Annotated in this window: 20 protein-coding genes; 13 read left to right on the plus strand and 7 right to left on the minus strand. The window is 43.6% G+C overall.

Annotation, left to right across the window (positions count from 1 at the left end; genetic code table 11):
- Positions 1–7 precede the first annotated feature (7 nt).
- The 3 genes from BLR84_RS03010 to BLR84_RS03020 all read left to right on the plus strand — a co-directional run bounded on the left by BLR84_RS03010 (position 8) and on the right by BLR84_RS03020 (position 3,771).
- On the plus strand, positions 8–1,192 hold the full coding sequence (locus BLR84_RS03010) for a glycoside hydrolase family 130 protein (RefSeq protein WP_090464108.1): 1,185 nt from the start codon (positions 8–10) through the stop codon (positions 1,190–1,192).
- A 187-nt stretch (positions 1,193–1,379) separates the two neighbouring features.
- Complete coding sequence (locus BLR84_RS03015) at positions 1,380–2,588, plus strand: AGE family epimerase/isomerase (protein WP_090464111.1); 1,209 nt, start codon at positions 1,380–1,382, stop codon at positions 2,586–2,588.
- A 52-nt stretch (positions 2,589–2,640) separates the two neighbouring features.
- A complete protein-coding gene (locus BLR84_RS03020; RefSeq protein WP_090464114.1) occupies positions 2,641–3,771 on the plus strand; it encodes a glycoside hydrolase family 26 protein in 1,131 nt (376 codons plus the stop codon).
- 103 nt (positions 3,772–3,874) lie between these two features.
- On the opposite strand, the gene nhaA is transcribed toward BLR84_RS03020, so the two are convergent.
- The 3 genes from nhaA to BLR84_RS03035 form a co-directional block, all read right to left on the minus strand.
- Positions 3,875–5,173: a Na+/H+ antiporter NhaA gene (gene nhaA, locus BLR84_RS03025; protein WP_090464117.1), complete on the minus strand. Its 1,299-nt coding sequence runs from the start codon at positions 5,171–5,173 to the stop codon at positions 3,875–3,877.
- A 71-nt stretch (positions 5,174–5,244) separates the two neighbouring features.
- Positions 5,245–6,396, minus strand: coding sequence for an MFS transporter (locus BLR84_RS03030; RefSeq protein WP_090464120.1), 1,152 nt, complete (start codon positions 6,394–6,396; stop codon positions 5,245–5,247).
- 132 nt (positions 6,397–6,528) lie between these two features.
- Positions 6,529–7,236 carry a DsbA family oxidoreductase gene (locus tag BLR84_RS03035; RefSeq protein WP_090464126.1) on the minus strand — a complete coding sequence of 236 codons (708 nt, stop codon included), beginning with the start codon at positions 7,234–7,236 and terminating at the stop codon, positions 6,529–6,531.
- 164 nt (positions 7,237–7,400) lie between these two features.
- Here BLR84_RS03035 and budA point away from each other — a divergent pair, with 164 nt between their 5' ends.
- Both budA and BLR84_RS03045 read left to right on the plus strand, forming a co-directional pair.
- Entirely contained in the window at positions 7,401–8,201 is an 801-nt protein-coding gene (gene budA / locus BLR84_RS03040; protein WP_090464129.1) for an acetolactate decarboxylase, read from the plus strand.
- A 206-nt stretch (positions 8,202–8,407) separates the two neighbouring features.
- On the plus strand, positions 8,408–9,640 hold the full coding sequence (locus BLR84_RS03045) for a DUF3179 domain-containing (seleno)protein (protein ID WP_090464132.1): 1,233 nt from the start codon (positions 8,408–8,410) through the stop codon (positions 9,638–9,640).
- 2 nt (positions 9,641–9,642) lie between these two features.
- On the opposite strand, the gene BLR84_RS03050 is transcribed toward BLR84_RS03045, so the two are convergent.
- Positions 9,643–9,942 carry a hypothetical protein gene (locus BLR84_RS03050; RefSeq protein WP_090464134.1) on the minus strand — a complete coding sequence of 100 codons (300 nt, stop codon included), beginning with the start codon at positions 9,940–9,942 and terminating at the stop codon, positions 9,643–9,645.
- Between the two features lie 192 nt (positions 9,943–10,134).
- Here BLR84_RS03050 and BLR84_RS03055 point away from each other — a divergent pair, with 192 nt between their 5' ends.
- The 7 genes from BLR84_RS03055 to BLR84_RS03085 all read left to right on the plus strand — a co-directional run bounded on the left by BLR84_RS03055 (position 10,135) and on the right by BLR84_RS03085 (position 17,204).
- Positions 10,135–11,232, plus strand: coding sequence for an acyltransferase family protein (locus BLR84_RS03055; RefSeq protein ID WP_176851931.1), 1,098 nt, complete (start codon positions 10,135–10,137; stop codon positions 11,230–11,232).
- A 128-nt stretch (positions 11,233–11,360) separates the two neighbouring features.
- Positions 11,361–11,726: a hypothetical protein gene (locus BLR84_RS03060; protein WP_090464137.1), complete on the plus strand. Its 366-nt coding sequence runs from the start codon at positions 11,361–11,363 to the stop codon at positions 11,724–11,726.
- 166 nt (positions 11,727–11,892) lie between these two features.
- Positions 11,893–12,249 carry a hypothetical protein gene (locus tag BLR84_RS03065; RefSeq protein ID WP_090464140.1) on the plus strand — a complete coding sequence of 119 codons (357 nt, stop codon included), beginning with the start codon at positions 11,893–11,895 and terminating at the stop codon, positions 12,247–12,249.
- Positions 12,250–12,528: 279 nt separating this feature from the next.
- Positions 12,529–12,900 carry a hypothetical protein gene (locus tag BLR84_RS03070; RefSeq protein ID WP_090464143.1) on the plus strand — a complete coding sequence of 124 codons (372 nt, stop codon included), beginning with the start codon at positions 12,529–12,531 and terminating at the stop codon, positions 12,898–12,900.
- A gap of 289 nt (positions 12,901–13,189) precedes the next feature.
- Positions 13,190–15,541, plus strand: coding sequence for a TonB-dependent receptor (locus tag BLR84_RS03075; RefSeq protein ID WP_090464145.1), 2,352 nt, complete (start codon positions 13,190–13,192; stop codon positions 15,539–15,541).
- A gap of 2 nt (positions 15,542–15,543) precedes the next feature.
- Positions 15,544–16,995, plus strand: coding sequence for a PepSY domain-containing protein (locus BLR84_RS03080; protein ID WP_090464148.1), 1,452 nt, complete (start codon positions 15,544–15,546; stop codon positions 16,993–16,995).
- A 2-nt stretch (positions 16,996–16,997) separates the two neighbouring features.
- A complete protein-coding gene (locus BLR84_RS03085; protein ID WP_090464151.1) occupies positions 16,998–17,204 on the plus strand; it encodes a heavy metal-binding domain-containing protein in 207 nt (68 codons plus the stop codon).
- 154 nt (positions 17,205–17,358) lie between these two features.
- Here BLR84_RS03085 and BLR84_RS03090 read toward each other — a convergent pair whose 3' ends face one another.
- A complete protein-coding gene (locus tag BLR84_RS03090; RefSeq protein ID WP_143013816.1) occupies positions 17,359–17,715 on the minus strand; it encodes a glycoside hydrolase in 357 nt (118 codons plus the stop codon).
- Positions 17,716–17,914: 199 nt separating this feature from the next.
- Between BLR84_RS03090 and BLR84_RS03095 the strand changes: the two genes are divergently transcribed.
- Positions 17,915–20,134: a putative Ig domain-containing protein gene (locus BLR84_RS03095; protein ID WP_090464156.1), complete on the plus strand. Its 2,220-nt coding sequence runs from the start codon at positions 17,915–17,917 to the stop codon at positions 20,132–20,134.
- A gap of 316 nt (positions 20,135–20,450) precedes the next feature.
- On the opposite strand, the gene BLR84_RS03100 is transcribed toward BLR84_RS03095, so the two are convergent.
- The gene (locus BLR84_RS03100) at positions 20,451–21,353 is read right to left on the minus strand and encodes a hypothetical protein (RefSeq protein ID WP_090464158.1); all 903 of its coding nucleotides are present in this window, start codon (positions 21,351–21,353) and stop codon (positions 20,451–20,453) included.
- A gap of 146 nt (positions 21,354–21,499) precedes the next feature.
- On the minus strand, positions 21,500–22,330 hold the full coding sequence (locus tag BLR84_RS03105) for a sterol desaturase family protein (RefSeq protein ID WP_090464161.1): 831 nt from the start codon (positions 22,328–22,330) through the stop codon (positions 21,500–21,502).
- Positions 22,331–22,758: the final 428 nt, after the last annotated feature.

Raw genomic sequence — 22,758 nt, forward strand, 5'->3', positions numbered from 1 at the left:
TATCTATATGAAACAGGAATTTGAGTACCGTTTAACCCGGTTACAGGAAGAACAGCAACAACTGATAGCCAGGCCAAATGAAATAGCCGGGACCGGTAACGGCATATTTAATCGCTATAAATATCCGGTGCTTACAGCGGCACATATCCCGCTTAACTGGCGCTACGATCTGGATGCCAAAACCAACCCTTATTTAATGGAACGGTTTGGTATCAACGCGGTTTTTAATGCTGGAGCTATCAAATTTAATGGCAGGTACCTGGTAGTGGCCCGGGTAGAAGGAACTGATCGCAAATCGTTTTTCGCTGTTGCCGAAAGTGCCGATGGTGTCAAAAATTTTACTTTTTGGGATTATCCCATACATCTGCCAGAAACACATGAGCCCGATACCAATGTGTATGATATGCGCCTCACCCGTCATCAGGATGGCTGGATCTATGGCTTGTTTTGTACCGAAAGGCGCGACCCTGCCGCGTCGGCGCATGATCAGTCGATGGCGATAGCGGCTTGTGGTATAGCGCGCACCAAAGATATGGTAACCTGGGAACGGTTGCCCGATCTTAAAACCAATTCACCCCAACAACGCAACGTGGTATTACATCCAGAATTTGTTGATGGTAAATATGCCTTATATACCCGCCCACAGGATGGTTTTATCAGTGCTGGTACTGGTGGTGGCATAGGTTTTGGTTTGTGTGATACCATGGAGCATGCCTCTGTTGATCACGAAGCTATCATCGATAATAAAAGCTACCACACGGTTTACGAAGCCAAGAATGGCCAGGGGCCAGCGCCGCTTAAAACCAAAAAAGGATGGTTGCACCTGGCACATGGGGTGCGCAATACCGCTGCGGGACTACGTTATGTATTGTACATGTTTATGACCGATCTGAAAGAGCTTACCAACGTGATACACAAGCCCGGTGGTTATTTTTTAGCTCCGGAAGGGGAGGAGCGCGTGGGAGATGTTTCCAACGTAGTATTTTGCAACGGTTGGATAGCCGATGAGGATGGTACAGTTTATATTTACTACGCATCGTCAGATACACGAATGCATGTGGCCACTACTACTTTGGAGAAGTTATTAGATTATGTGACCAATACCCCTGCAGATGGCCTAAGATCTTCAACCTCGGTTGATACTGTTTATGGTATTATCAACAGTAATAAAAATGCACTTACAGCAAAGTAAAGGGATATTGTATCGGTGGATGAGCACAACTTCATAAAAAACACGTCATTGCGAGGTACGAAGCAATCCCCGATAAGCAGAGCCACTCTGTATAGTTTAGAGATTGCTTCGTACCTCGCAATGACGTGGGATGAGAAAGAAATGAGTCGACTATAAACCCTGCAATTATACAAATGCTCTTAAAAAAATGATCAGTCACAAAAGTACTCAACCGCAATTGCTTAAGTATAAAAATGAGCTGAACACCGAGTTAAGTAACATTCTGAATTATTGGCTTAAAAATACACACGATGAAGTGAACGGTGGCTTTTGGGGCAAAATTGATCAAAATAACCAGGTGATTCCAGGAGCGGCAAAAGGCTCGGTATTGAATGCCCGTATTTTGTGGAGCTTTTCGGCAGCCTATAACCATCGACCCGATGATGCGGTTTTGCAAATGGCTCACCGGGCTTATGAATACATAACCACCCATTTTGTCGATCCGAAATTCGGCGGAGTATATTGGTCGGTTGATGAAAAGGGCAATCAATTGGATCCCAAAAAACAGGTTTATGCCAACGCGTTTGCCATATACGGATTCAGTGAGTATTACCTGGCTTCAGGAATAGAGGCAGCTAAACGTCAGGCTATTGAACTATACCGGCTATTGGTTGATAAAAGCTATGATCAGGACAAAACCGGATATCTGGAAGCCTTTACACGAGATTGGCAGCCTATTGATGATCTGCGCCTGAGCTCTAAGGATGCCAATGAAAAAAAGACCATGAATACGCATCTTCATGTGCTGGAGGCTTATGCCAACCTGTACCGGATTTGGCCCGATGATGGGTTGAAAAAACAGATAGAAACCCTGATAGATAATTTCCTGGAACATTTTATTGACCCGGATACCCATCATCTTATCCTGTTTTTTGATGAGGACTGGAATCGAAAGTCTGACACGGTATCCTATGGGCACGATATTGAAGCCAGCTGGTTATTGCTGGAAGCTGCCGAAGTGATCGGTGATCAGATCCGTGGCAAGCAGCTAAAAAATATCTGCCTGCAAATTGCCGATGCCACATCAGAAGGGTTGGACACTGATGGCGGCTTAGGGTACGAGTACGAACCCGCAGCCTGGCACCTTATTAATGAAAAACACTGGTGGGTACAGGTCGAAGCTATGATTGGCTTTTTTAATGCCTGGCAAATAAGCGGCAATCCTAAATATCTTAACTTTTCTATGGATAACTGGAATTTTGTTAAGGATAAGATACTGGATAAGCAGAACGGTGAATGGCTTTGGGGAATAGCTACCGATGGCAGCGTTATGCCCGGACAGGATAAAGCCGGGTTATGGAAGTGTCCCTATCACAACAGTCGCGCTTGTATAGAAATTATTAAGCGAATAGGTTAGTCACAAGAATTTTAATAATATTAATTTAGTCGCTTGCCCGATCAGTTAACATATGCATGTAGTTTTGAGGTATATAAGCATTACGGCTTTATTTTTATTGTTTTATAATTTGTTTGCCAGCGCGCAATTATATAGCCCGAGTGATAAAAGAGTCACTGCCGAAACCAGCGCCCTCTTTTTCAGTATGCAGCGCCTGCTGGGTGTGGGGATCATGTTCGGTCATCATGACGATACAGCCTATGGTGTTAACTGGAAGTTTGAGCCCAATGGTTCAGATGTAAAAAGTGTTACGGGATCCTATCCGGCTGTGTATGGTTGGGATCTGGCTAAAATTGAGCACGATAGTATCAGTGATATTAACGGTATCTCTTTTAAACTGCAAAAGCAACTGGTAAAGGAGGCCTATGAACGTGGGGGTATCAATACATTCTGTTGGCACATGGATAACCCGACCAATGGCAAAACGGCCTGGGATACTACCCAACATACCATTAAAGATCTGGTCCCGGGTGGAGCATACCATGATGTTTATGTTTCCTGGCTGGATAAATCGGCGGCTTACCTGGCCGATTTGAAAGGCTCAGGAGGCGAAGCCATCCCTATCCTGTTCAGACCTTTTCATGAGCTTACCGGCAATTGGTTTTGGTGGGGCAAAAACACCAGTTCGCCCGATGAGTTTAAAACCTTATGGCGTTTTACTATGGATTATCTGCGTAAAAAGAAAAAATTGCATAACCTGCTCATCGTATATTCAACGGCCGATTTTGACTCGGAAGAAGAGTTCCTGGAGCGTTACCCCGGCGATGACTATGTCGATTTTGTTGGCTTTGATAATTACTGCTATATAAATATTGCCGACTACCAAACCAAATTGGATAAACGTCTTACTATATTAGAGGCCATAGCGGCTAAACATCATAAAGTAGCCTGCTTACCAGAGACCGGCTATGAGCAAATACCACAAGCCGACTGGTGGACAAAAGTTTTACTGCCCACATTAGCAAAACATAGGCTATCCTACGTATTGGCCTGGCGAAATGGTGCTTCCAGTCATTATTTTGTGCCCTATCCCGGACAGGCAAGCGCTGATGATTTTGTGAAATTTTATAATAGCTCGCAAGTGATATTCCAGAACAGGCTTACACCGCTGAGCGTGTATGGCAAGCCGAATGGAGGGGAGTAGTTGGTTGTTTTTTTTTATTCCCTCCCCACGGGAGGGGGGCGGCTGTCAGTGCGATGGAAGGGAGGGGTTTATTGAACTATTTATAGTCGACTCACCCGGTTATCTACGCCTTCCTCAGCACCAGTACCCCAAGCACACCAGACAATAGGGAAGCTAACAAGATACCATATTTAGCCTGATCAACCATCTCCGGATGGGAAAAGGCAAGTCCCGATATAAACAACGACATGGTAAAGCCCACGCCTGCCAGCAGGGCTACACCAACAATTTGTTTCCAGGTAGATTTGGCCGGCAGTTGGGCACCAAGTTTTACCATGAGCCAGGTGGCCAGCAGCACGCCAATAAACTTACCAGCCAGTAAGCCAATGGTTACCCCCAGGCTCACCGGGTTAGCCAGCGACGAAAAAAAGTTAGCACCAATCACGATACCCGCGTTGGCCAAAGCAAAAAGTGGCATTACCACAAACGCCACCCATGGATGCAGCATAAACTCCACTTTTTGCAGCGGCGTTTCGGCATCCATACTTAACTCTTTTATTTTTTCGATAGTGTCATGCTGCTCGGGTGTGGTTAAAGTACTGTTATTGGGGATGGCCTTTTCAAAATCGAGCAAAAGCTGACGAAGGTTATCGGCATAGCTTTTTTCGTTGATACGGGTACGGGCCGGAATAGTGAAGGCCACCAATACACCGGCTATGGTAGCATGTACGCCCGAAAGTAAAAAGGCTACCCAAACACCAAAACCGATCACCAGGTAAAAAGTAATGTTCCGGATGCCCATTTTATTACCGATAAGCAGGATCACTAATAACCAAACTCCAATAGTTAAAGGCATTAAGGCGATGTGCGAGCTGTAAAATATAGCGATCACCAACACCGCACCAAGGTCGTCGGCAACGGCCAGGGCCGATAGGAATACTTTTACCGATGATGGGATATGTTTACCAGCGATAGAAAGCAAAGCCAGTGCGAAGGCGATGTCGGTAGCCATGGGGATACCCCAGCCATGTTCAGACGCGGTACCTTTATTAATGAAAAAGTAAATAAGAGCCGGTACCAGCATACCACCCAAAGCGGCAACCATGGGTAAGGATGCTTTTTTGATGGAGGATAGCTCGCCAGCCATAAACTCCCGCTTTAACTCCAGGCCTATCACAAAAAAGAATATGGCCATCAGTCCGTCATTGATCCACAGGTGCAGGGAATGATCAAGTACATGACCGCCAAAACCTAAGGAAAATTTAAGATCCCACAGGTAATGATAAAAATGCTCCAGCGGCGAATTGACCCATATAATGGCCACTACCACGCTGATAAAAAGCACAATACCACTGGTATGTTCCTGGTGGATGAACTTGTTTACCGGCGCGGTGATTTTTTCAATTGGGGTTTTTTGCCTCATCGCTCCTAAATTAAGAAATTAAAAGTTTTGTATTCCGAATTTCGGCAGGTGGTGATCTGAACCGGGAATAATCAGATCTTGGCTTTGGTAGATACCACTACAACGGATACACCCATGCAGGCTATCAGGATAAAGGAGGCTCTTAAAGTAGCTAAGCCTGCTATAAAACCAATTATTGGGGGGCCTACCAAAAAGCCCAGGAAGCCTATGGTTGATACCGCTGCCAGAGCAACGCCCGGCTGCATGGTTTTTGACTTACCGGCTGCACTGAAAACCATAGGTACAACGGATGATACGCCAACACCCACCAGTAAAAAACCTGCTATGGCTGTGTATATATAAGGAAATACCACCGCGAAAAGCAAGCCAGTAGCTGTTAATGTACCGCTTACCTGCAAGGTACGTTTTAAGCCATAACGATGCGCGAATTTATCGGCAAAGAACCGGCCTGCAGCCATGGTAAGCATGAAAGCGGTAAAGCCCACGCCTACAAGAGCCGTTGGTGCAAGTACTACTTTTTTAAAGTAAATAACGCTCCAATCAAACATGGCGCCTTCACATATCATGGAGCAAAAGGCAATAACGCCCAGCTTGATCAGCGAACTATCGGGCATCACGAAAACCGGACCCGCATTAGCCACTTTATCATCTTTAAGGTAGCGTGCAGCTATAATTACACCGATCATGATCACTATCATCATCAATAAAAAATGTAGATAAGGCGTCACATGATTGGCGATCATAAATGTACCAACGCCCGCGCCTACAAATCCAGCCAGGCTCCATAAACCATGAAATGAAGCCAGGATGGGGCGTTGATATAATTCTTCGGCTGCTACGGCCTGGGTGTTCACAGAAATATTTACCGCATTGCTGCTGAACCCGAAGCATATGAGGCAGATGATCAACTGGAAAGGGTTTTGTGCCAGGCCCAGTGTAACCAAAGCCACAGAATACACCAACAAAGCACCGATAAGCAGTTTTCGGCTACCGATCTTGGTGATGATCCAACCAGAAAAAGGGAGCGAGCACATTAAACCTACCGGGAGCGAAAATAATACCGCCCCTAATGCCGCGTCAGAAAGACCCATGTCTTGCTGTACTGTAGCAATACGCGATGCCCAGCTCGAAAAACTCAATCCAGCCATAAAAAACATGGCTCCAACAGCAATGCGGAGTGCTTTTTTTGATACAGAAGTTGGTATAGCCGGCGCGTCGATCATTTATATTTATGTAAGTGTATTTAGTACACTAAGATTCCTATATACAAAGGTATAACAAATATGTTACAACTTGAATAGGCTAAATCGTTTTTTGATTTACCTGATACATAAATATTTACCTGCGGCATCAAATTATCCGCAATCGCCATCGGGTGAGCATGATTCACCTTCAATAATGGTCAATGAGAGTTTCTTGTTTTCCTGTTGCCATTCAGTAAATGATTTTTCGATAGTTTCCAGGAATACCGGTACAGCCTGTGCACCTGATACGCCGTATTTATTGTTCATCACAAAAAATGGAACGCCGCGGATACCTAATTGCTGCGCCTGGGCAATATCGTATTTTACCTCATCGGCATAAACATCACTTTCCAATACCTGTTTAACTTCGGCGGCATCTAAACCAATGCCGGTTCCCAACTTAATAAGGGTGTCTTTATCGTCCATGTTCAGGCCTTCGGTAAAATAAGCTTTAAACAGGGCTTCTTCAGCGGCATCGCCTAAACCGTGCTTTTTAGCAAGATGCGTAAAACGGTGCGCATTGAAACTATTGGCTACTACGGCGCGGTCCATATTATAGGTTAATCCTACCTCTGCGGCCATTTGGGTTACATGATCGTTCAGTTGGGCAGCATAATCCAGTGTCCAGCCTTTTGCATCGGCCAGGTACTGGTTAATATTGATGGACGGGTCGGTTTTGATATCCGGGTTAAGCTGAAAGCTTTTCCACTCAATTTCTACCTGCTCCTGGTGCCCTGATTGTTGCAGCGCATCTTCAAACCTGCGTTTGCCAATGTAGCAAAACGGGCACATCACATCAGACCATATCTCTATTTTCATATTCTCTCTTTCTTTAGAAAGTGCAAAGTTAGCATACACACATCACCCGGTAGTAAAAGCAAAGTAAAATTTGTAATACCATGGAATAATGTATCCTTTAATATTTGCCGGATTGCCGAAAAAACGATTGTTTTGCTGCCACATTTACAACACATTACTTATTTATGAAAAATACCCCTATCTATCTCTTAATGGCTGTGATTTGTTGCAGCTTTACGGTTTCTGCACAGCAAAAGGCGAAGCCTGATAATACTAATAATTTATTCAGCGCTGGTTTAGCTTCGGCGTTTATTGGAGGTTTGTATGATTCGTATTATCCTTACAAACAATTGAAACAACACGGCAATTTTGGTTTAGGCGCCCCGGCCCGGCTCGATGGTGAATTACTTATTTTTAAAGGACATCTTTATCAAACACAGGCCACCGGCAAAACCACCGAAATACCCGACACCGGCAAAACCCCTTATGCGGTAGTGTGCTTTTTTAATGCTGCGAAAGTGTATAAGCATAACGGAACATTAAACAAAGCCGCGTTTTACAGTTATTTGGATAGTTTGCTGACCAACCAGAATGGTATTTATGCCATCCACATCAGTGGTAAATTTAAGCTGGTAAAAACAAGGGCATTCCCGCCGGTTGAAAAGCCGTATTTGCCACTGGCTTCGATGCTGGACAGGCAACACTTTTTTGACCATGCGAATATGAACGGCGACCTGATCGGTTTCCGGATCCCCAAGTTTATGGAAGGCCCGCATATTGCCGGTTATCACTTTCACTTTTTGTCGACTGATAAAGCATTCGGTGGGCATGTGGTTGATCTGATAGCCGAAGATATTACGGTTGAAATTGACCCACTAAGTAGCTTTACCCTGGATGTGCCGCAAACCTCCGATTTTGATCATTTCGATTTTGCGAAGGATCGTAAAGAAGAGATCAAAAGCGTAGAGAACGGCAAAAAGCAGTAGTACCTGTTTAATGGACAGGCTTTTGGCTAAAAATAATTATGGTGATGGCTATTCTTTATAAAAGTAATTTTTAATAAATTCGGAATAATTATAAACCCGATTATTAGAAACTTACTGACCGGCGCAAGCCGGTGCCCTAAAATTGATATGCCATACATACCTTTGCCATCGCCAAATCGCTATGCTGCCTTAAATCCCGAAGTGTAATGAAGCATAAGAACAGATCGCGGATATTTTGGCTTGGTATCATCTTATTGATCGTACCAGGGCTGGTACATGCTTACCTGCTGATGCCTTTCCCGGGAAGCCAGGATCTGAATGCTATTACTATATGTTATTATCTCGAAAAAATTGTAAACCCTTTGCGTGTTATAGGTGCTTTACTGATTGTTTGGTATCTGGTTAAATATTACGCGAAAAACACGGTAAGAGGTAAAATTGTAAAAATAGTACTACTACTGCTTTGTTTAGGCAGCTTTTACTTTACAGATATCGCCTACAAGGCCGAAACCATGTTTAAGGAAACTGATGCTATAAAATTTGCTAACGGTCTTACCAACAAAGTACCTCTCAACTATGTGATCATAGGGGTTGTGAATAATGGCGTGGCCAAAGCTTATCCGGTAGTTTACCTGGGCTATCACCATAAAGTACAGGATCAGGTTGGGCAACAACCTGTTTTGGTAACCTATTGTACCATGTGTCGTACCGGTAGGGTATACAATCCGGTTATTAACGGTGCCCGGCAAAATTTCAGGCTGGTAGGGGCGAGGCATTATAATGCCATTATTGAGGACGAAAGTACCAAAACCTGGTGGTACCAGGCTACAGGTAATGCTGCAGTGGGTGAATTGAAAGGCCATCAGTTACAGGAATTGCCTTACGAGCAATCAACCCTGGGCGCATGGCTGCAAAAGCATCCAACCTCATTGATCATGCAGCCTGATAAATTGTATGCCTCCGATTACGCCGATCTGAAAAATTACGACCGCATACAAGCTATTGATCGCGATAGCACCCTTAAAAATAAAGATTCCCTGATCCGTAAAAGCTGGGTGGTGGGTGTAATTATCAACGGGAAAGCCAGGGCATATGATTGGAGGCGTTTAAATAATAAACACTTGCTTAATGACGAGTTTGACCACCACTCGTTGCTATTGGGTATTGAGCATGATAGTCTTACTTACCATGCCTGGAATACTGTCGTAAATGGCAAAACCCTGCATTTTAACCTGGGCAATGATGGTCTGCTGACCGACCTGGAAACGGCTTCTGTTTGGGATTGGGATGGCTTGTGTATCTTCGGGACTCAAAAAGGGCAGCGTCTTGCTAAAGTACAGGCTTACCAGGAATACTGGCGCTCCTGGAAACATTTTCACCCGGCCACTACTTTCTGGAAAGGTGGCGAAATGGAAGAACCAATGGCTGGTATTTATTAAGCTTATCCTTCAATAACTGCCACAATTTTACCAATGTCGGTATCGCTCATCAGTTCTTCTTCGGGCATGTTGGGGTAGTATTTGTTCAGGATCTTTTTAATGAGGAGGTAGCTTTCTATAGATTGAATAGGAGGATTGGCCAACTCATTGATGATAGAACCTACCATCTTGATCTTTTTAGCCTCGTACTGGTTCAGCACGAAATCTGAGGTCTTTTTTTTGCGACTGGCAACAATCAATTCATCAAGTTTCTTGATGTCTTCAACCAAGTCCATCAGCTTTAATACTTCCACCTTTTTCATCGGGTCAAAATTAAACAATTATTTGTGCCGCTAAATAACATTCAGTTAATATGTAAAAATAAAGGGCAAAACATTTTTTAACCAAGGGTTTTAGCTTAACTTTTATATGGTTTAAATGGTGATTCTGGTTAAATAATTACTTTTTATCTACCTTTAAAAAGTATATTGTTCAATTGATATTGAAACATATTTATGCCTGTAAGCCAAGTCTCTAAACCAATCCCCACACGTCTGCTCTCCCTTGATCTTCTTCGCGGCTTTATTATGGTATTGCTTGCCATAGAGTCAACAGGGATATATGATTATTTGTACGAGCATACACACGGGCGCTTCATAGAGCAATTTACGCATCATCCATGGCATGGACTTCATTTTTGGGACCTGGTACAGCCCGTTTTTATGTTTATAGCTGGAGTGGCTATGGCGTTTTCGTTAAATAAACAATGGAGTAATGGCGTTACATGGAACCAAACATTTAAAAAAAATTTGATCCGCTGCGGCTGGCTGTTCTTTTGGGGTGTGCTGGATTATGCTGTTCGTCCGAAAGGCTTATCTTTTGAACTGTGGGACGTATTAACCCAGCTTTCATTTACTACGTTAATAGCTTTCCTGATCATAAGATGGAACCCACTGGCACAAATTGGCGTATGCATCGGTTTGCTGTTACTTACCGAAGCACTCTACCGGTTTATCCACATACCTGGTTTCGACCAGCCATTTACCGATCAGCATAATTTTGGTAATTATATCGATCTGCTACTCATGAATAAGATCAATAGTGGTGGCTGGGTAGCTATAAACTGTATCCCAACCGCTGTACATACCATTGCAGGGGCACTGGTGGGTAAGCTGCTGTTAAACGGTAATCATAAATTAAGGCAACTCCTGCTTTGGGGGCTCGCCTGCCTTGTAATTGGTTATGGCCTTGACGCATTGAGCATAACTCCCATAATTAAGCGCATAGCAACAACTTCATTTACAATTACCTCGTTAGGCTGGTGCCTGTGGTTTTTAGCCATCTGTTACTGGTGGGTTGATGTATTGGGGCATCGTAAATACCTAACCTTTTTTACTATTGTTAGTATGAACTCCATTTTTATTTACCTGTTTTTTGAAATTGTTGGCGGCCGCTGGTTCAATGGCTATATAAGCAGTATCAGTAATGGTGTTTTAAGCTGGCTCAACGCCGGTGAATTACTTAAAGTGATTGTGGCTGCTATTTGCATTTTTGGACTGGAATGGCTGCTCTGCTACTTTCTTTATAAGAAAAAGATATTTTTCAAATTGTAGTTAAACAAGCTGTGTGTTTTGTTAGGCTGACAGCGATTTTTATCTTAACTTTTGTATGGTTTAAATAATATGTACTTAACTGATTTTTAACAAAAAACACATTATCTTAGGTAAATAAAAAATACGTTATGAAAAGAAAGTTTTTTACTACCGCGATGTTGGTAGGTTGCTTTATGGTTTGCCTTGCAGCCATTGCTGATTTGAATGGAAAATGGTCAGGAAAATTAGTTTTGGGTGATGGTTCCGAATACCCATTACTATACAATTTTAAAGTTGATGGCGACAAATTAACCGGAACAGCTTTAACACCAGATGGCGATGTACAAATAGCTAACGGTAAAACAGATGGTACTACTTTTTCATTCAGTGTTACTACCGGCGGCATGGATATTCCGCATACTGGAAAATTCTACGGTGATTCAACAGGTATCGACCTGGAGATCAATGGCGCAAAAGTACACTCCGTGTTAAAAAGACCCGAAGAAAAGAAATAAATCACATTCCAAACTCTGGAATAACAGAGCCTTAAAGTATTTTCATACTTAAACCTCACTATCAAAACCTTACTAATAAGTAAGGTTTTTTTATTTGGTTAAACTATTTAACCAAAAGTTTGTATATCCATAGCAGGAAGAACATAATGCTGCCTGCAACGCCCCCATGAAAAAAAAGATAGTTGTAACGGCGATGTTATTGGTATGTTTTGTGATCTGTTTTGCCGCGGTGATGAATATTAACGGAAAATGGACAGGCACACTAAAGTTGCCTAACAATACCACATTTATATTAAACTACACCTTTAAAGTTGATAGTGATAAGCTTACCGGTACAGCACATATGCCCGAAGGAGATGTGCAAATTACCGATGGTATGATCAACGGCAGCGATTTCTCCTTCAATGTACCAGTGCCCGATGGCAATGCTCCGCATACTGGCAAAATTTACCCGGATTCTATCCAGATGCATATTGTTTATAAAGGAGAGCATCTGAGCACGGTGCTCAAACGGGCTAATTAAACTAAGCGAGCGTACCTGAGTTTGGGAGTAGCCTTTGTAATTGAAATGGTTGTTTTGGCTAAAGCCAGCAAATGTTTCCATTATCCGTCCCATAAATGGGACGGCAATGAATAGATGATTTACCTTTCATTGCCGTTGGTTTTAACCAACGGATCTCAAATGGGAGGCTATTGGCTTTAGCCCAAAACGTTATTAAATATGTCTGAGTCTTACCCAATTAAAACTTATTTTTTATTGGGCATTGCTTATTAAACGTACAGCTACTACCTTTGCGGCAACATGCTGCAACGTTTTACAGCCTATTTACTCATCGTTTCGCTGATCACGGTTAATTTCTCGCGGTTCTTTATTTACGCGGGTTTTGAACTGAACAGGAACTACATTGCCACCAAGCTTTGCGAAAACCGGAATAAACCCTGGTTGCATTGCGATGGTAAATGTTATTTCGCGAAAAAGATAAAACAGGCAGAGGAAAAGCAGGCCAGCGATGAAAGGCAATCGCAAAAGAGCCTCTTTCAGGAAGTTTATGTAGCCAGTTCAACGGTTATTAAATTTCACTCCAGCTTGTTGCAAGTTATTGTGACCCCTTATGATTGCACCCTTCCGGTTAAACCAGACGGTGCCATCTTCCAGCCTCCGCAGTTAGGATAATTCCCATTTTATTTTCCCGGATCTTTTTGATTGATGGCTTTGCTATGCGCTTTCGCGTGTGGTATTGTCTGAATCAGAATTGACAGAATTTTAGGATTAGCAAAATAAGTTTGAAACTTATGCGTGTGCTTTTGCATACCAATTGTTTCGCTACATTTTATCTGAACCAGAATCCTGTTAATTCTAAAATTCTGTAAATTCTGATTCAGACAACATCAATTCACCCCCGGGAAACTCATCATTCTATACTAAATTTTATACCGGGGCTTCGGCTCCTGATTGTTTATTCATGAAAAAATATCTAAGTCTATTTATACTTTTTATATCAATTTATACCCGGTCATACGGCCAAACTACTTTACAAGGAACCATTACAGATGCCAATACGCATGAAGCACTGGTGGGCGCATCCATATGTAAAGCCGATGCCACAACAGGCGTAAAGCTGGCAACAACCAACGCAAAAGGTCATTTTACCATTAATGCGCAGGGCGTTACCAAACTTAAGTTTGCCATGGTAGGTTATAATGCACGCATGGTAGATGTGACCACGTTAAAAGGGCATGATCTGGACATCGCCCTGGAACCATCTACCGTAGATCTGCAGCCCGTGGTGGTAACCGCCAGCAGGGAAGGGCAGGCCCGTCAGGATGCGCCTATCGCCATCAGCAAGATAAATTCTACCCAAATAAAAGATGCCAAAGCCACCGCCTTATATCAGCTATTGAACAAGGTTGCCGGTGTGTATATGGTGAACCTGGGCAACGAGCAGCACACCATGGCTATCCGTCAACCTATTACCTATAACGCGTTGTATTTGTACATGGAAGATGGTTTGCCGATCCGTCCTACGGGGATCTTTAACCATAATTCCCTGTATGAGATCAATATGTCGGGGGTTAAGGATATCGAGGTGATCAAGGGTCCGGCTTCATCGCTTTATGGCAGTAACTCCATTGGTGGTGCGGTTAACTTTATTACCCAGGGGCCGCCTACAGGTTACGCCGGCAATGTTTCTGTTCAGGGCGATAATTACCACTACCGCCGGGTTGATGCCGATGGTGGTTTTAGTCAGGGTAAATTTGGTTTGTATGTGGGTGGTTATGTAGCTCACCAGAAAAACAGCTGGCAGGATTACTCCGACTTCGACAAGTACTCGGTTAATTTTAAAACCACGTATGATTTTAATGCCACAACTCGCTTAACCACGGCTGCTGCTTATAATTACCTCGACACCCAAACACCGGGTAGTTTGGATAGCACCCGTTTTTACAGCCGTAAGTATAGCGCCAATCAGCGTTTCACTTATCGTAGAGTCAAAGCTTTCCGGGCAAGCACCCGTCTGGATCATCAGTGGGACGATAAGAACAGCACTTTTGTAACCTTGTTTTTCCGCGATAACTCTACCGCACAGCTGCCCAGCTACTATATCTCCGATGTACGGGACAATACGGGCAAATATGTAAGCTCGAACGGACAGGTGAATGATCAGAAATTCCAGAGCTACGGTTTACTGGCCCAGCACCGTGTGGATATTGATTTTCTGCATTCGCGTTTAATTGGCGGTGTTTATATGGATGATAGTCCGAGCTCGTACTATGCCCAGTATCTGAACATTGATAAAGATGTGCAGAATAACTACTACACCGGCTTTACCAATACGGGCAGGTACATCGATAACTATAACATCAAGCTATTCAATACGGCTGCTTACTTACAGTATGAAATAAAACCGATAGAGGCTCTGCGCATTGTAGGCGGGCTGCGTTACGACCGTGTGCATTATGATTTTACCAACAGCATCCCGGCAGGCCAAACCAAGTATAAGGAACAGGAAACCAATAACTTTAATATTCTAGCACCAAAACTGGGTTTAACTTACGATCTGGGACATAACAAAGGTTTCTATGCCAACTACAGCGTAGGTTTTCAACCACCAGAAACCGGCGATCTGTACAGCTCGCGCCAGTTAACACCATTGAAGCAAGCCACTTTTGATAATTATGAAGTAGGCGGATGGTTTTCGGCGTTCAACAAAAAGCTATACTTTGAATTGAGTTTGTTTGATATGGAAGGGCGTAACGAGATCATTAGTCAGCTGTTGCCCGATAATACTACGCAAAACCAAAACGCGGGCGCAACCCGTCACCGTGGTGTAGAGTATTCCGTAACCGTAGCTCCTGTTAAAGAATTGACCTTCAGGTTTAGCGGCACCAACGCTCGTCATACTTATGTAGAATATAGCGAGGTACGCACCAGCAACGGAACCAGTACGGTGATCAGCTATAATGGTAACCGCATGAATAATGCGCCGGCCTGGATAGCCAACTCCGAGCTTACCTATAAGCCGCAGTATCTGCCAGGTTTCAGGATAGCTACCGAGTGGCAGCACATCAACCAATACTATACCAATCCGGCCAATACCAAAACCTACAGCGGTTACGATATTTATAACCTACGTTTGGGCTATGATATCAAAAGCAGCGTGATCAAAGGGGCGGGCATCTGGTTTAACGTGTTGAACCTAACCAATAAGTTGTATGCCACCACGGTAACCAGCAACCAATACGGCGATACGTATAATGCCGCGCCGCCGCGTACTTACACTTTGGGCATCAGTTACTCTTTTTCAAAATATTGATCATGGCATCATCAGCAATAAAAAGTAGTTTTTATAAATGGCATCGTGTACTGGGCTTAATAGGTCTGGTACCGGTGATCTTTTGGACATTGAGCGGTCTGTCGCACCCTTTTATGTCCAACTGGTTCAGGCCGACTATCGCTAAGGAGGTGTTTAAACCTTTGTCGCAAAGCAAAATGCAGCCGGCTTTATCCCTGCAACAAGTAATGGATAAGAACAACCTGCACGAGCTGCGGAATTTTAATCTCATCCATTTTAACAAAGGCACCTTTTACCAGGTGCTGGGCCGCGATAGTGTTTATCAATACTACTCGACTACCGACGGTATATTGCTGCCCAATGGTGATGTGCAGTATGCCGAATACCTCGCCCGTTTTTTTACACAGGACTCTACATCTACCCTGAAAAGCATCCTGCTGCAAACCACTTTCGACGCGCAATACCAACCCATCAATCATCTGTTGCCCGTTTGGAAAGTTTCCTTTAACCGTCCCGATGGGATGGATGTTTATATTGAAACAGGCCATAACCGCATGGGTACTTTTAATAACAACACCCGCAAAGCATTTTTGTGGGTGTTTGAGCAGTTCCATACCTGGCAGTTCCTGGCCGATATTGCCGGCGATACTTTCCGCAACGCGTTCCTGCTGGCTATTATGTGTGTGATGCTGTTCTCGCTCATAAGTGGGTTAACCATCTACGGTTTGTTCTGGAAAAAGTTTAAAACCATACAGCAAAACCGCAAAGCCAAAGGCATCGAGGATAAACGCTTTGTTCACCGCTTTCACCGGCAGATAGGACTGATCGTATCTTTTGTGATGTTCACTTTTGTAGTAAGCGGGGCCTTTCACCTGGTGGTAAAGCTGTATCATAACGAACCGGTGAAAGCCGATTACGGGCAGATAATAAGCCGCAAGCAATTAAGTATTTCAAATCTTACTTTACCCATTGCCGATAGCACCATCAAACAAACGGGCCTGATAAGTTTTAGCGGCAACACCTTTTACCAGGTGGTCGACAGTAAAAAAGAAGTGCTTTACTTTGACACCCAAACCGGCAAAGAGCGGGAATTGGGTGATGAGGATTACGCCCGTTTTTTAAGCACCTATTACCATACAGAAGCCTCTGGTTTAAAAACATATAAAGGCAGGGTAAAAGTAGATGTGATCAAGCAGTTTAATAACGAATACGGCTTTATCAACAAACGCCTGCCGGTTGCCCGGGTGAGTTACCCCAACGGCGATAACTGGTATATCGAAACCACCTCTTCAAAACTGGCTACCAAAGTTGGCGGTATCGACAGGGCCGAGGGTTTATCCTTCATCTTCCTGCATAAATATTTTGGTATGAGCTGGGCCGGTAAGGATATCCGCGATATAGTGAGTATGTTGGCTGCGCTGGGTGTGCTGGTAGCATCGCTGTTTGGCTTTGCCGCTTTTATAAAAAACAAGTAATCATGAAAAGATCAATCATTATTTTGTGTTTAGCTATATGGTCATTAGGTGCCATCACGGCTTGCAGCAATGGCAATAAAGCCACTAAAAGCCATCAAAAGAAAAGTAAATATACCTGCACCATGCACCCCGACCTGAGTTTTGACAAACCCGGTGTTTGCTCCAAATGCGGTATGGATTTGGTTGAAAGGGACACAACGGAGAAATAACCCCACCCAACCCTCCCCTCGGGGAGGGTTTTAATATATAATAAAGAACCCCCTGTTTCTCAAAGCCCTCCCCCTCGGGGAGGGTTTTAATATATAATAAAGAACCCCCTGTTTCTCAAAGCCCTCCCCCTCGGGGAGGGTTGGGTGGGGTGTTTTACTTCTTCCTCAACAGCGTTGTATGCGCTTTGGTATCACCCACAGCAATATCAACCCCGATAGAATCAGCATAAAATTTACCGGTGTGCGCTATTTCCATGTCGCCCAGTGTTACGGTGAATTTAAAATCATTGCCGGTTATTTTGCCGTCATCAATAGGCAGGTCACCTTTGGGGGTTTTGGCAGTCCCGGTTAATTTATCACCATCAATTTTAAAATCGTAAAGCAGTGGATATACCTCACCGGTTTCAACTTTTAAGGTGCCTGTCCACATGCCCGAAAAATCGGCGATAGCTGCAAAGCTGACTAAAAAGCAGCAAATTAATAAGACGGTCGTTAAAATTGTCCTTTTCATATTGTTGTTTTTCAATACTTAAAGGTAAAATCCCAATTATAACTCATGGTGAACAACAGGTTAAATTTCAATGTATTCCATGCTATATAATTGTTAAAACAATAATTGTTAAGCATACATTTTATGGGTTAATCATGTATCTTAGTCGCTCCTGAATTTTCAAAAAGAGAGAACCGTTTAACCTGTTAAATTACTTTGAATGAGAAAACTATTTTTACTTGCTTTACTTGCCGCGGGCTTTTCAAGCGTCCGTGCGCAGGATTTATCCCTTACCAAGGGATGGAAACTGGCCGTTGGCGATTCGGCGCAATGGGCCTCGCCAACCTATAACGATCAGCATTGGAAGGCTGTTAATGTAGCCCAAAGCTGGGAGCAGGAAGGGCATCCCGGTTATGACGGCTTTGGCTGGTACCGTATTCATGTGGCTATCCCATCGTCATTAAAACAAAATGCATTTTTAAAAGATAGCCTGCGCATTAACCTGGGTAGTGTTGATGACAATGACGAAGTTTACCTGAACGGTAAATTGATCGGCAGGTTCGGTGGGAAAACCGGCGATATTAAAACCGGTGCTTTTTATGGCCCGCGTACGTATACCATCGCGGCAAATAATCCGGCTATTTTGTGGGATAAAGAAAATGTTTTGGCCGTTCGTATTTTTGATACCGGCGGCGATGGTGGCATTTATGGCACCAACTTTAGCATAGGTATGGCCGATGTGATGGATCATGTAACTGTAAATTCCGAAGGCGATTTTGAATATGGCGAGCGCAACAGCCTGAGCAAATCAGTAAAACTACTCACCACTAATCATTATGATTACAAAGGTAAGCTGGCCTTTAAAGTTACCGACCCTGAAAACAACGCCGTTTTATACGAAAAAACAAATGATGCCGCGTTTACAGCGGGCAAGCCATTTACCTATTCGTTTGTAATAGCCCGTTTAGAGAAAAAATCATACACCATTGTTTACACCTTTACCGACGAAAAATCGGGCAAGGAAGTAAGCCATACCGAAACAACACCTTACCTGCTTACCCCATATCCATCGGCTAAACCAAAAATAAATGGTGCCGATGTTTTTGGCGCCCGCCCGGGTAATCCTTTCTTATACCTGATACCGGCAACTGGTCAAAAGCCTTTAACTTATAAAGTACAAGGTTTACCTGATGGCTTAAAGCTGGATGCGGCTACAGGTATTATTACCGGTGTGGTAGCTCAAAAGGGTTCTTATCCTGTAACGTTTACGGTGAGCAACAGACTGGGCAGCAAAACCAAGACCTTCACCATTATTATAGGCGATAAAATTGGTTTGACACCGGCGCTGGGCTGGAACAGCTGGAACGCCTGGGGTTTAAGCGTGGATGATAAAAAAGTACGTATCTCGGCAAAGGCCATGGCCGACAGGTTAAGCGCACATGGTTGGGCCTATATCAATATTGATGACGGCTGGGAGGCTAAACAGCGCCAGGCCGATGGCAAAATAACCGCAAACAGCAAATTTCCGGATATGAAAGGGCTTACCGGCTATGTACACAGCCTGGGTTTGCGTATGGGGATCTATTCGTCGCCAGGGCCACGTACCTGTGGTGATTTTTTGGGTAGTTGGCAGCATGAAGATCAGGACGCACAAACTTATGGCGACTGGGGTATTGATTACCTGAAATATGACTGGTGTTCGTACTCGGAAGTTACTCCCGCAAATCCCGATCTGCCGGCATTGAAAAAACCTTACCAGGTAATGCGTAGCTCTTTGGATAAAATAAACCGCGATATCATGTACAGCCTTTGCCAGTATGGCTGGGGTAAAGTATGGGAATGGGGTGCCGAAATAGGCGGTAACAGCTGGCGCACAACCGGCGATATCCAGGACACCTGGCGCAGTTTATCGTCAATTGGTTTTAACCAGGATAAAGCGGCACCATTTTCACAACCGGGTAATTTTAACGACCCCGATATGCTGGTGGTTGGTAAAGTAGGCTGGGGGCCAAGTCTGCATAATACCCGCCTCACTTATGATGAGCAATACACCCACATCAGCTTGTGGAGCTTGCTATCATCGCCATTATTAATAGGTTGCGATATGGGCCACCTGGACAGGTTCACGCTTAATTTGCTCACTAACGACGAAGTGTTGGCTATTGATCAGGATGCTTTAGGCAAAGGAGCAAATCAGTACCTGAAAAAGGACGATTACCAGGTCTGGGTAAAAGAACTTAAAGACGGCGGTAAAGCGATTGGCTTATTCAATCTGTCGGACAAATACCAAACCATCAGCCTGGATAAAAATGACCCGGCTTTAAAAGGATACGCCAAATTCAGGGATGTATGGCAGCAAAAGTATGTGGTTACCACCGGTAAAGATTTCAGCGCCAAAGTAGCGCCGCATGGTGTTATGTTGATCAGGGTAGAGAAATAAGATTGGAAAAATAGTCAGACTTACGAAGTTTTTAAAACTTCGTAAGTCTTTCAATACTACTAAACACCATGTCATTGCGAGGAGGAACGACGAAGCAATCTCATCGCGTTTATAAACAATGAGGAGATTATTAATGTTGATAATTGTTTTTCAAGGTATTAATGAGCTCCCTCTGGTCGGTTATCCACGCTATCGCTCGCAATGACATATTATATATTTATAACCTTCAAAAAGGCTGTCACCCTGAGCCCGTCGAAGGGCGCGCGCAGAGTCCAGCCCACCATGCTTCGACAAGCTCAGCACGACAGCCTTTAACTTACTCCGGTATTTCGTAATAATAAATAGGTGCAAAAATCCCTTCACTGGTAGTATAATATGCTTTTCCATCGGGAGTAAACCCTATGGCTTCGCCTTGTTTTTCTACTTTATAATTTAGCTCATCCGGTTTCCTAAGCATGGTTTCCCAGATGTGTTCTTTGGGTTCGCGTTTCCAGTAGTAAACCTTTTCATAACTTTTCAGTAGTATTTGTTTTCCGTCTTTTGATATATCACCGGCGGTGATCCATTTAAAGGGCTTAAACCCCGGGAAAAACAATTGGGTACGTTTGGTAAGGGTTACGGTATCTTTAGCAGTATATATTAACGGAGTAGTATAAACCGATACGGTGTCTTTTCTTTTGCTTACAATACACAATAATTTTTCAACTGGGTCAAGCATCAGGGTTTCGGCATCTTTGGGCCCATCGGGGTATTTCAAATAAAGGGGTTCTGCTTCTGCGTGGGTCAGGCTGTCGGTTACCCATGATCTTTTTTCGCGGATCCGGTAAATGGTAATGTATGGCCACCTGGCACCATTATCGCCAATATCGCCTATATATACGTAGCTTTTGCCTTTGACGGGACCTGGGCCCACGGCAATATCTTCACAATCGCGTACGCCTAAGGGTATCTCCTTAGCACCCGTAAAGTAAATGGTGGTTTTTAATTTTCCATCGGGGGTTATTGCAAAAAAACGACTGGTATCACCACTATCGTTATGTACATAATAAATGTTAGGATTGATGGATGAGGCAGCTATGCCCGATATCTCGTCCATTTGCTTACTGTTGAGTGTACCAGATTGAGCAACCCGGTCAAACAGCCTGTGCTTGGCAAAGGCTCCCACAAAAATAATGATGACTAAAGGCGTAATTAATTTTAATTTTTTTGATCTCGTCATCTTATTTATTGCAAATAATAACGCAAATTAACCAAAATATTATGAAGATAGCATTAATTAAATCGCCTGGGTTTATAAGCAAGTCATTGGGTCGCAATAAATTAGTGGCTATAAGCCGATATATCAAAGTTGTTTTTTACCGACTTTTAATCCAACTGCTGAGGTTTCCGTTCGAATTTCTGGAAGGGCATTTTAACAGCGCCAACAAAACTTCCGTTTAATTCCTCGCTCATGTGCGTATCAATACCAAATACGGTTTCTTCTTTGCTCAGTTTGCCAAAAGTGCCAAACAGCCTGTCCCAGATGCTTAATACATCGCCATAATTGCAATCGGTATAAGGTAGCTGGTAATGGTGATGCACATGGTGCAGGTTGGGGGTTATAAATACCAGGCCTACCACCCGGTTAACTTTTTCGGGTAACCTGAACTGCGTGTGTGCGATGATATTGGAGAATGATTGAAACGTTTGACGCAAAATTAAAACACCGATAGCCGGACCGCAAATAAATACCCAAAGCATCAGGAAACAGGTACGTATGCCGGTTTCAAACGGGTGTTCGCGGGTGGTGGTGGATACATCAACGCTCAGATCGCTGTGATGTACCAGGTGAAATTTCCATAAAGCCTCAACCTTATGCATGGTGACATGATAAATATACTCGCACAGGTCAAGCAGTACAAATAGGCTGGTATAGTATACCCAGGGGTTGTTATGGTACGGAATAAAGGTAATAAGCCCCCAATGATGAGCGATAGTCCATTTGGATATCAGGATAACAAAGGTGGTTAATAGCAACTGTATGGGTAAAGCTGTAAAAATAAATAAAGCATTTACAGTGGAGTGTTTCCACTTGTTCAGGGCACCTTCTGATGAAACCATTACTTCGGCAAACCATAAACTGGTGATGATGCCTGCGTATAAAATTACCTGAGTGAGATCTTCGTGATGTGAGAAAAATGAGCGCAGCTCTGCCATTGATTAAAATTAATAGGAAGTTAAAGATAAATTAATTTAGCATGATTTTAACAATGGATGTTTACGTCTTCATCATTTGTTCATTTTTCGGCCTGTTTTTTTTGCATAGTGCCTGATGAGAAGTGGATGGTAAAAAGCAATGGGGAAGTGCGATTCCCTCCCTTGGGAGGGTAGGGAGGGGTTTATACGTGATGCCTGTTGCATAAACCCCTCCCTGCGTTTGCGCACGAGCCAACCGCACCCCTCCCGTAGGGAGGGAATGTAAGATGATATCCCCATAGGAATTGATATGGAAGGGCACAATACCAACAATACTTGTCATCCTGAACGTAGTGAAGGATCTTCTTCGCTTTGTATATCGATGGCTTGTCATTTGAAGAAGATCCTTCGTTCCTCAGGATGACAATTCTACTTGTGCCCGTTTGCAA

Origin of the sequence: Mucilaginibacter sp. OK268, from assembly GCF_900103125.1 — a bacterium.
GTDB lineage: Bacteria > Bacteroidota > Bacteroidia > Sphingobacteriales > Sphingobacteriaceae > Mucilaginibacter.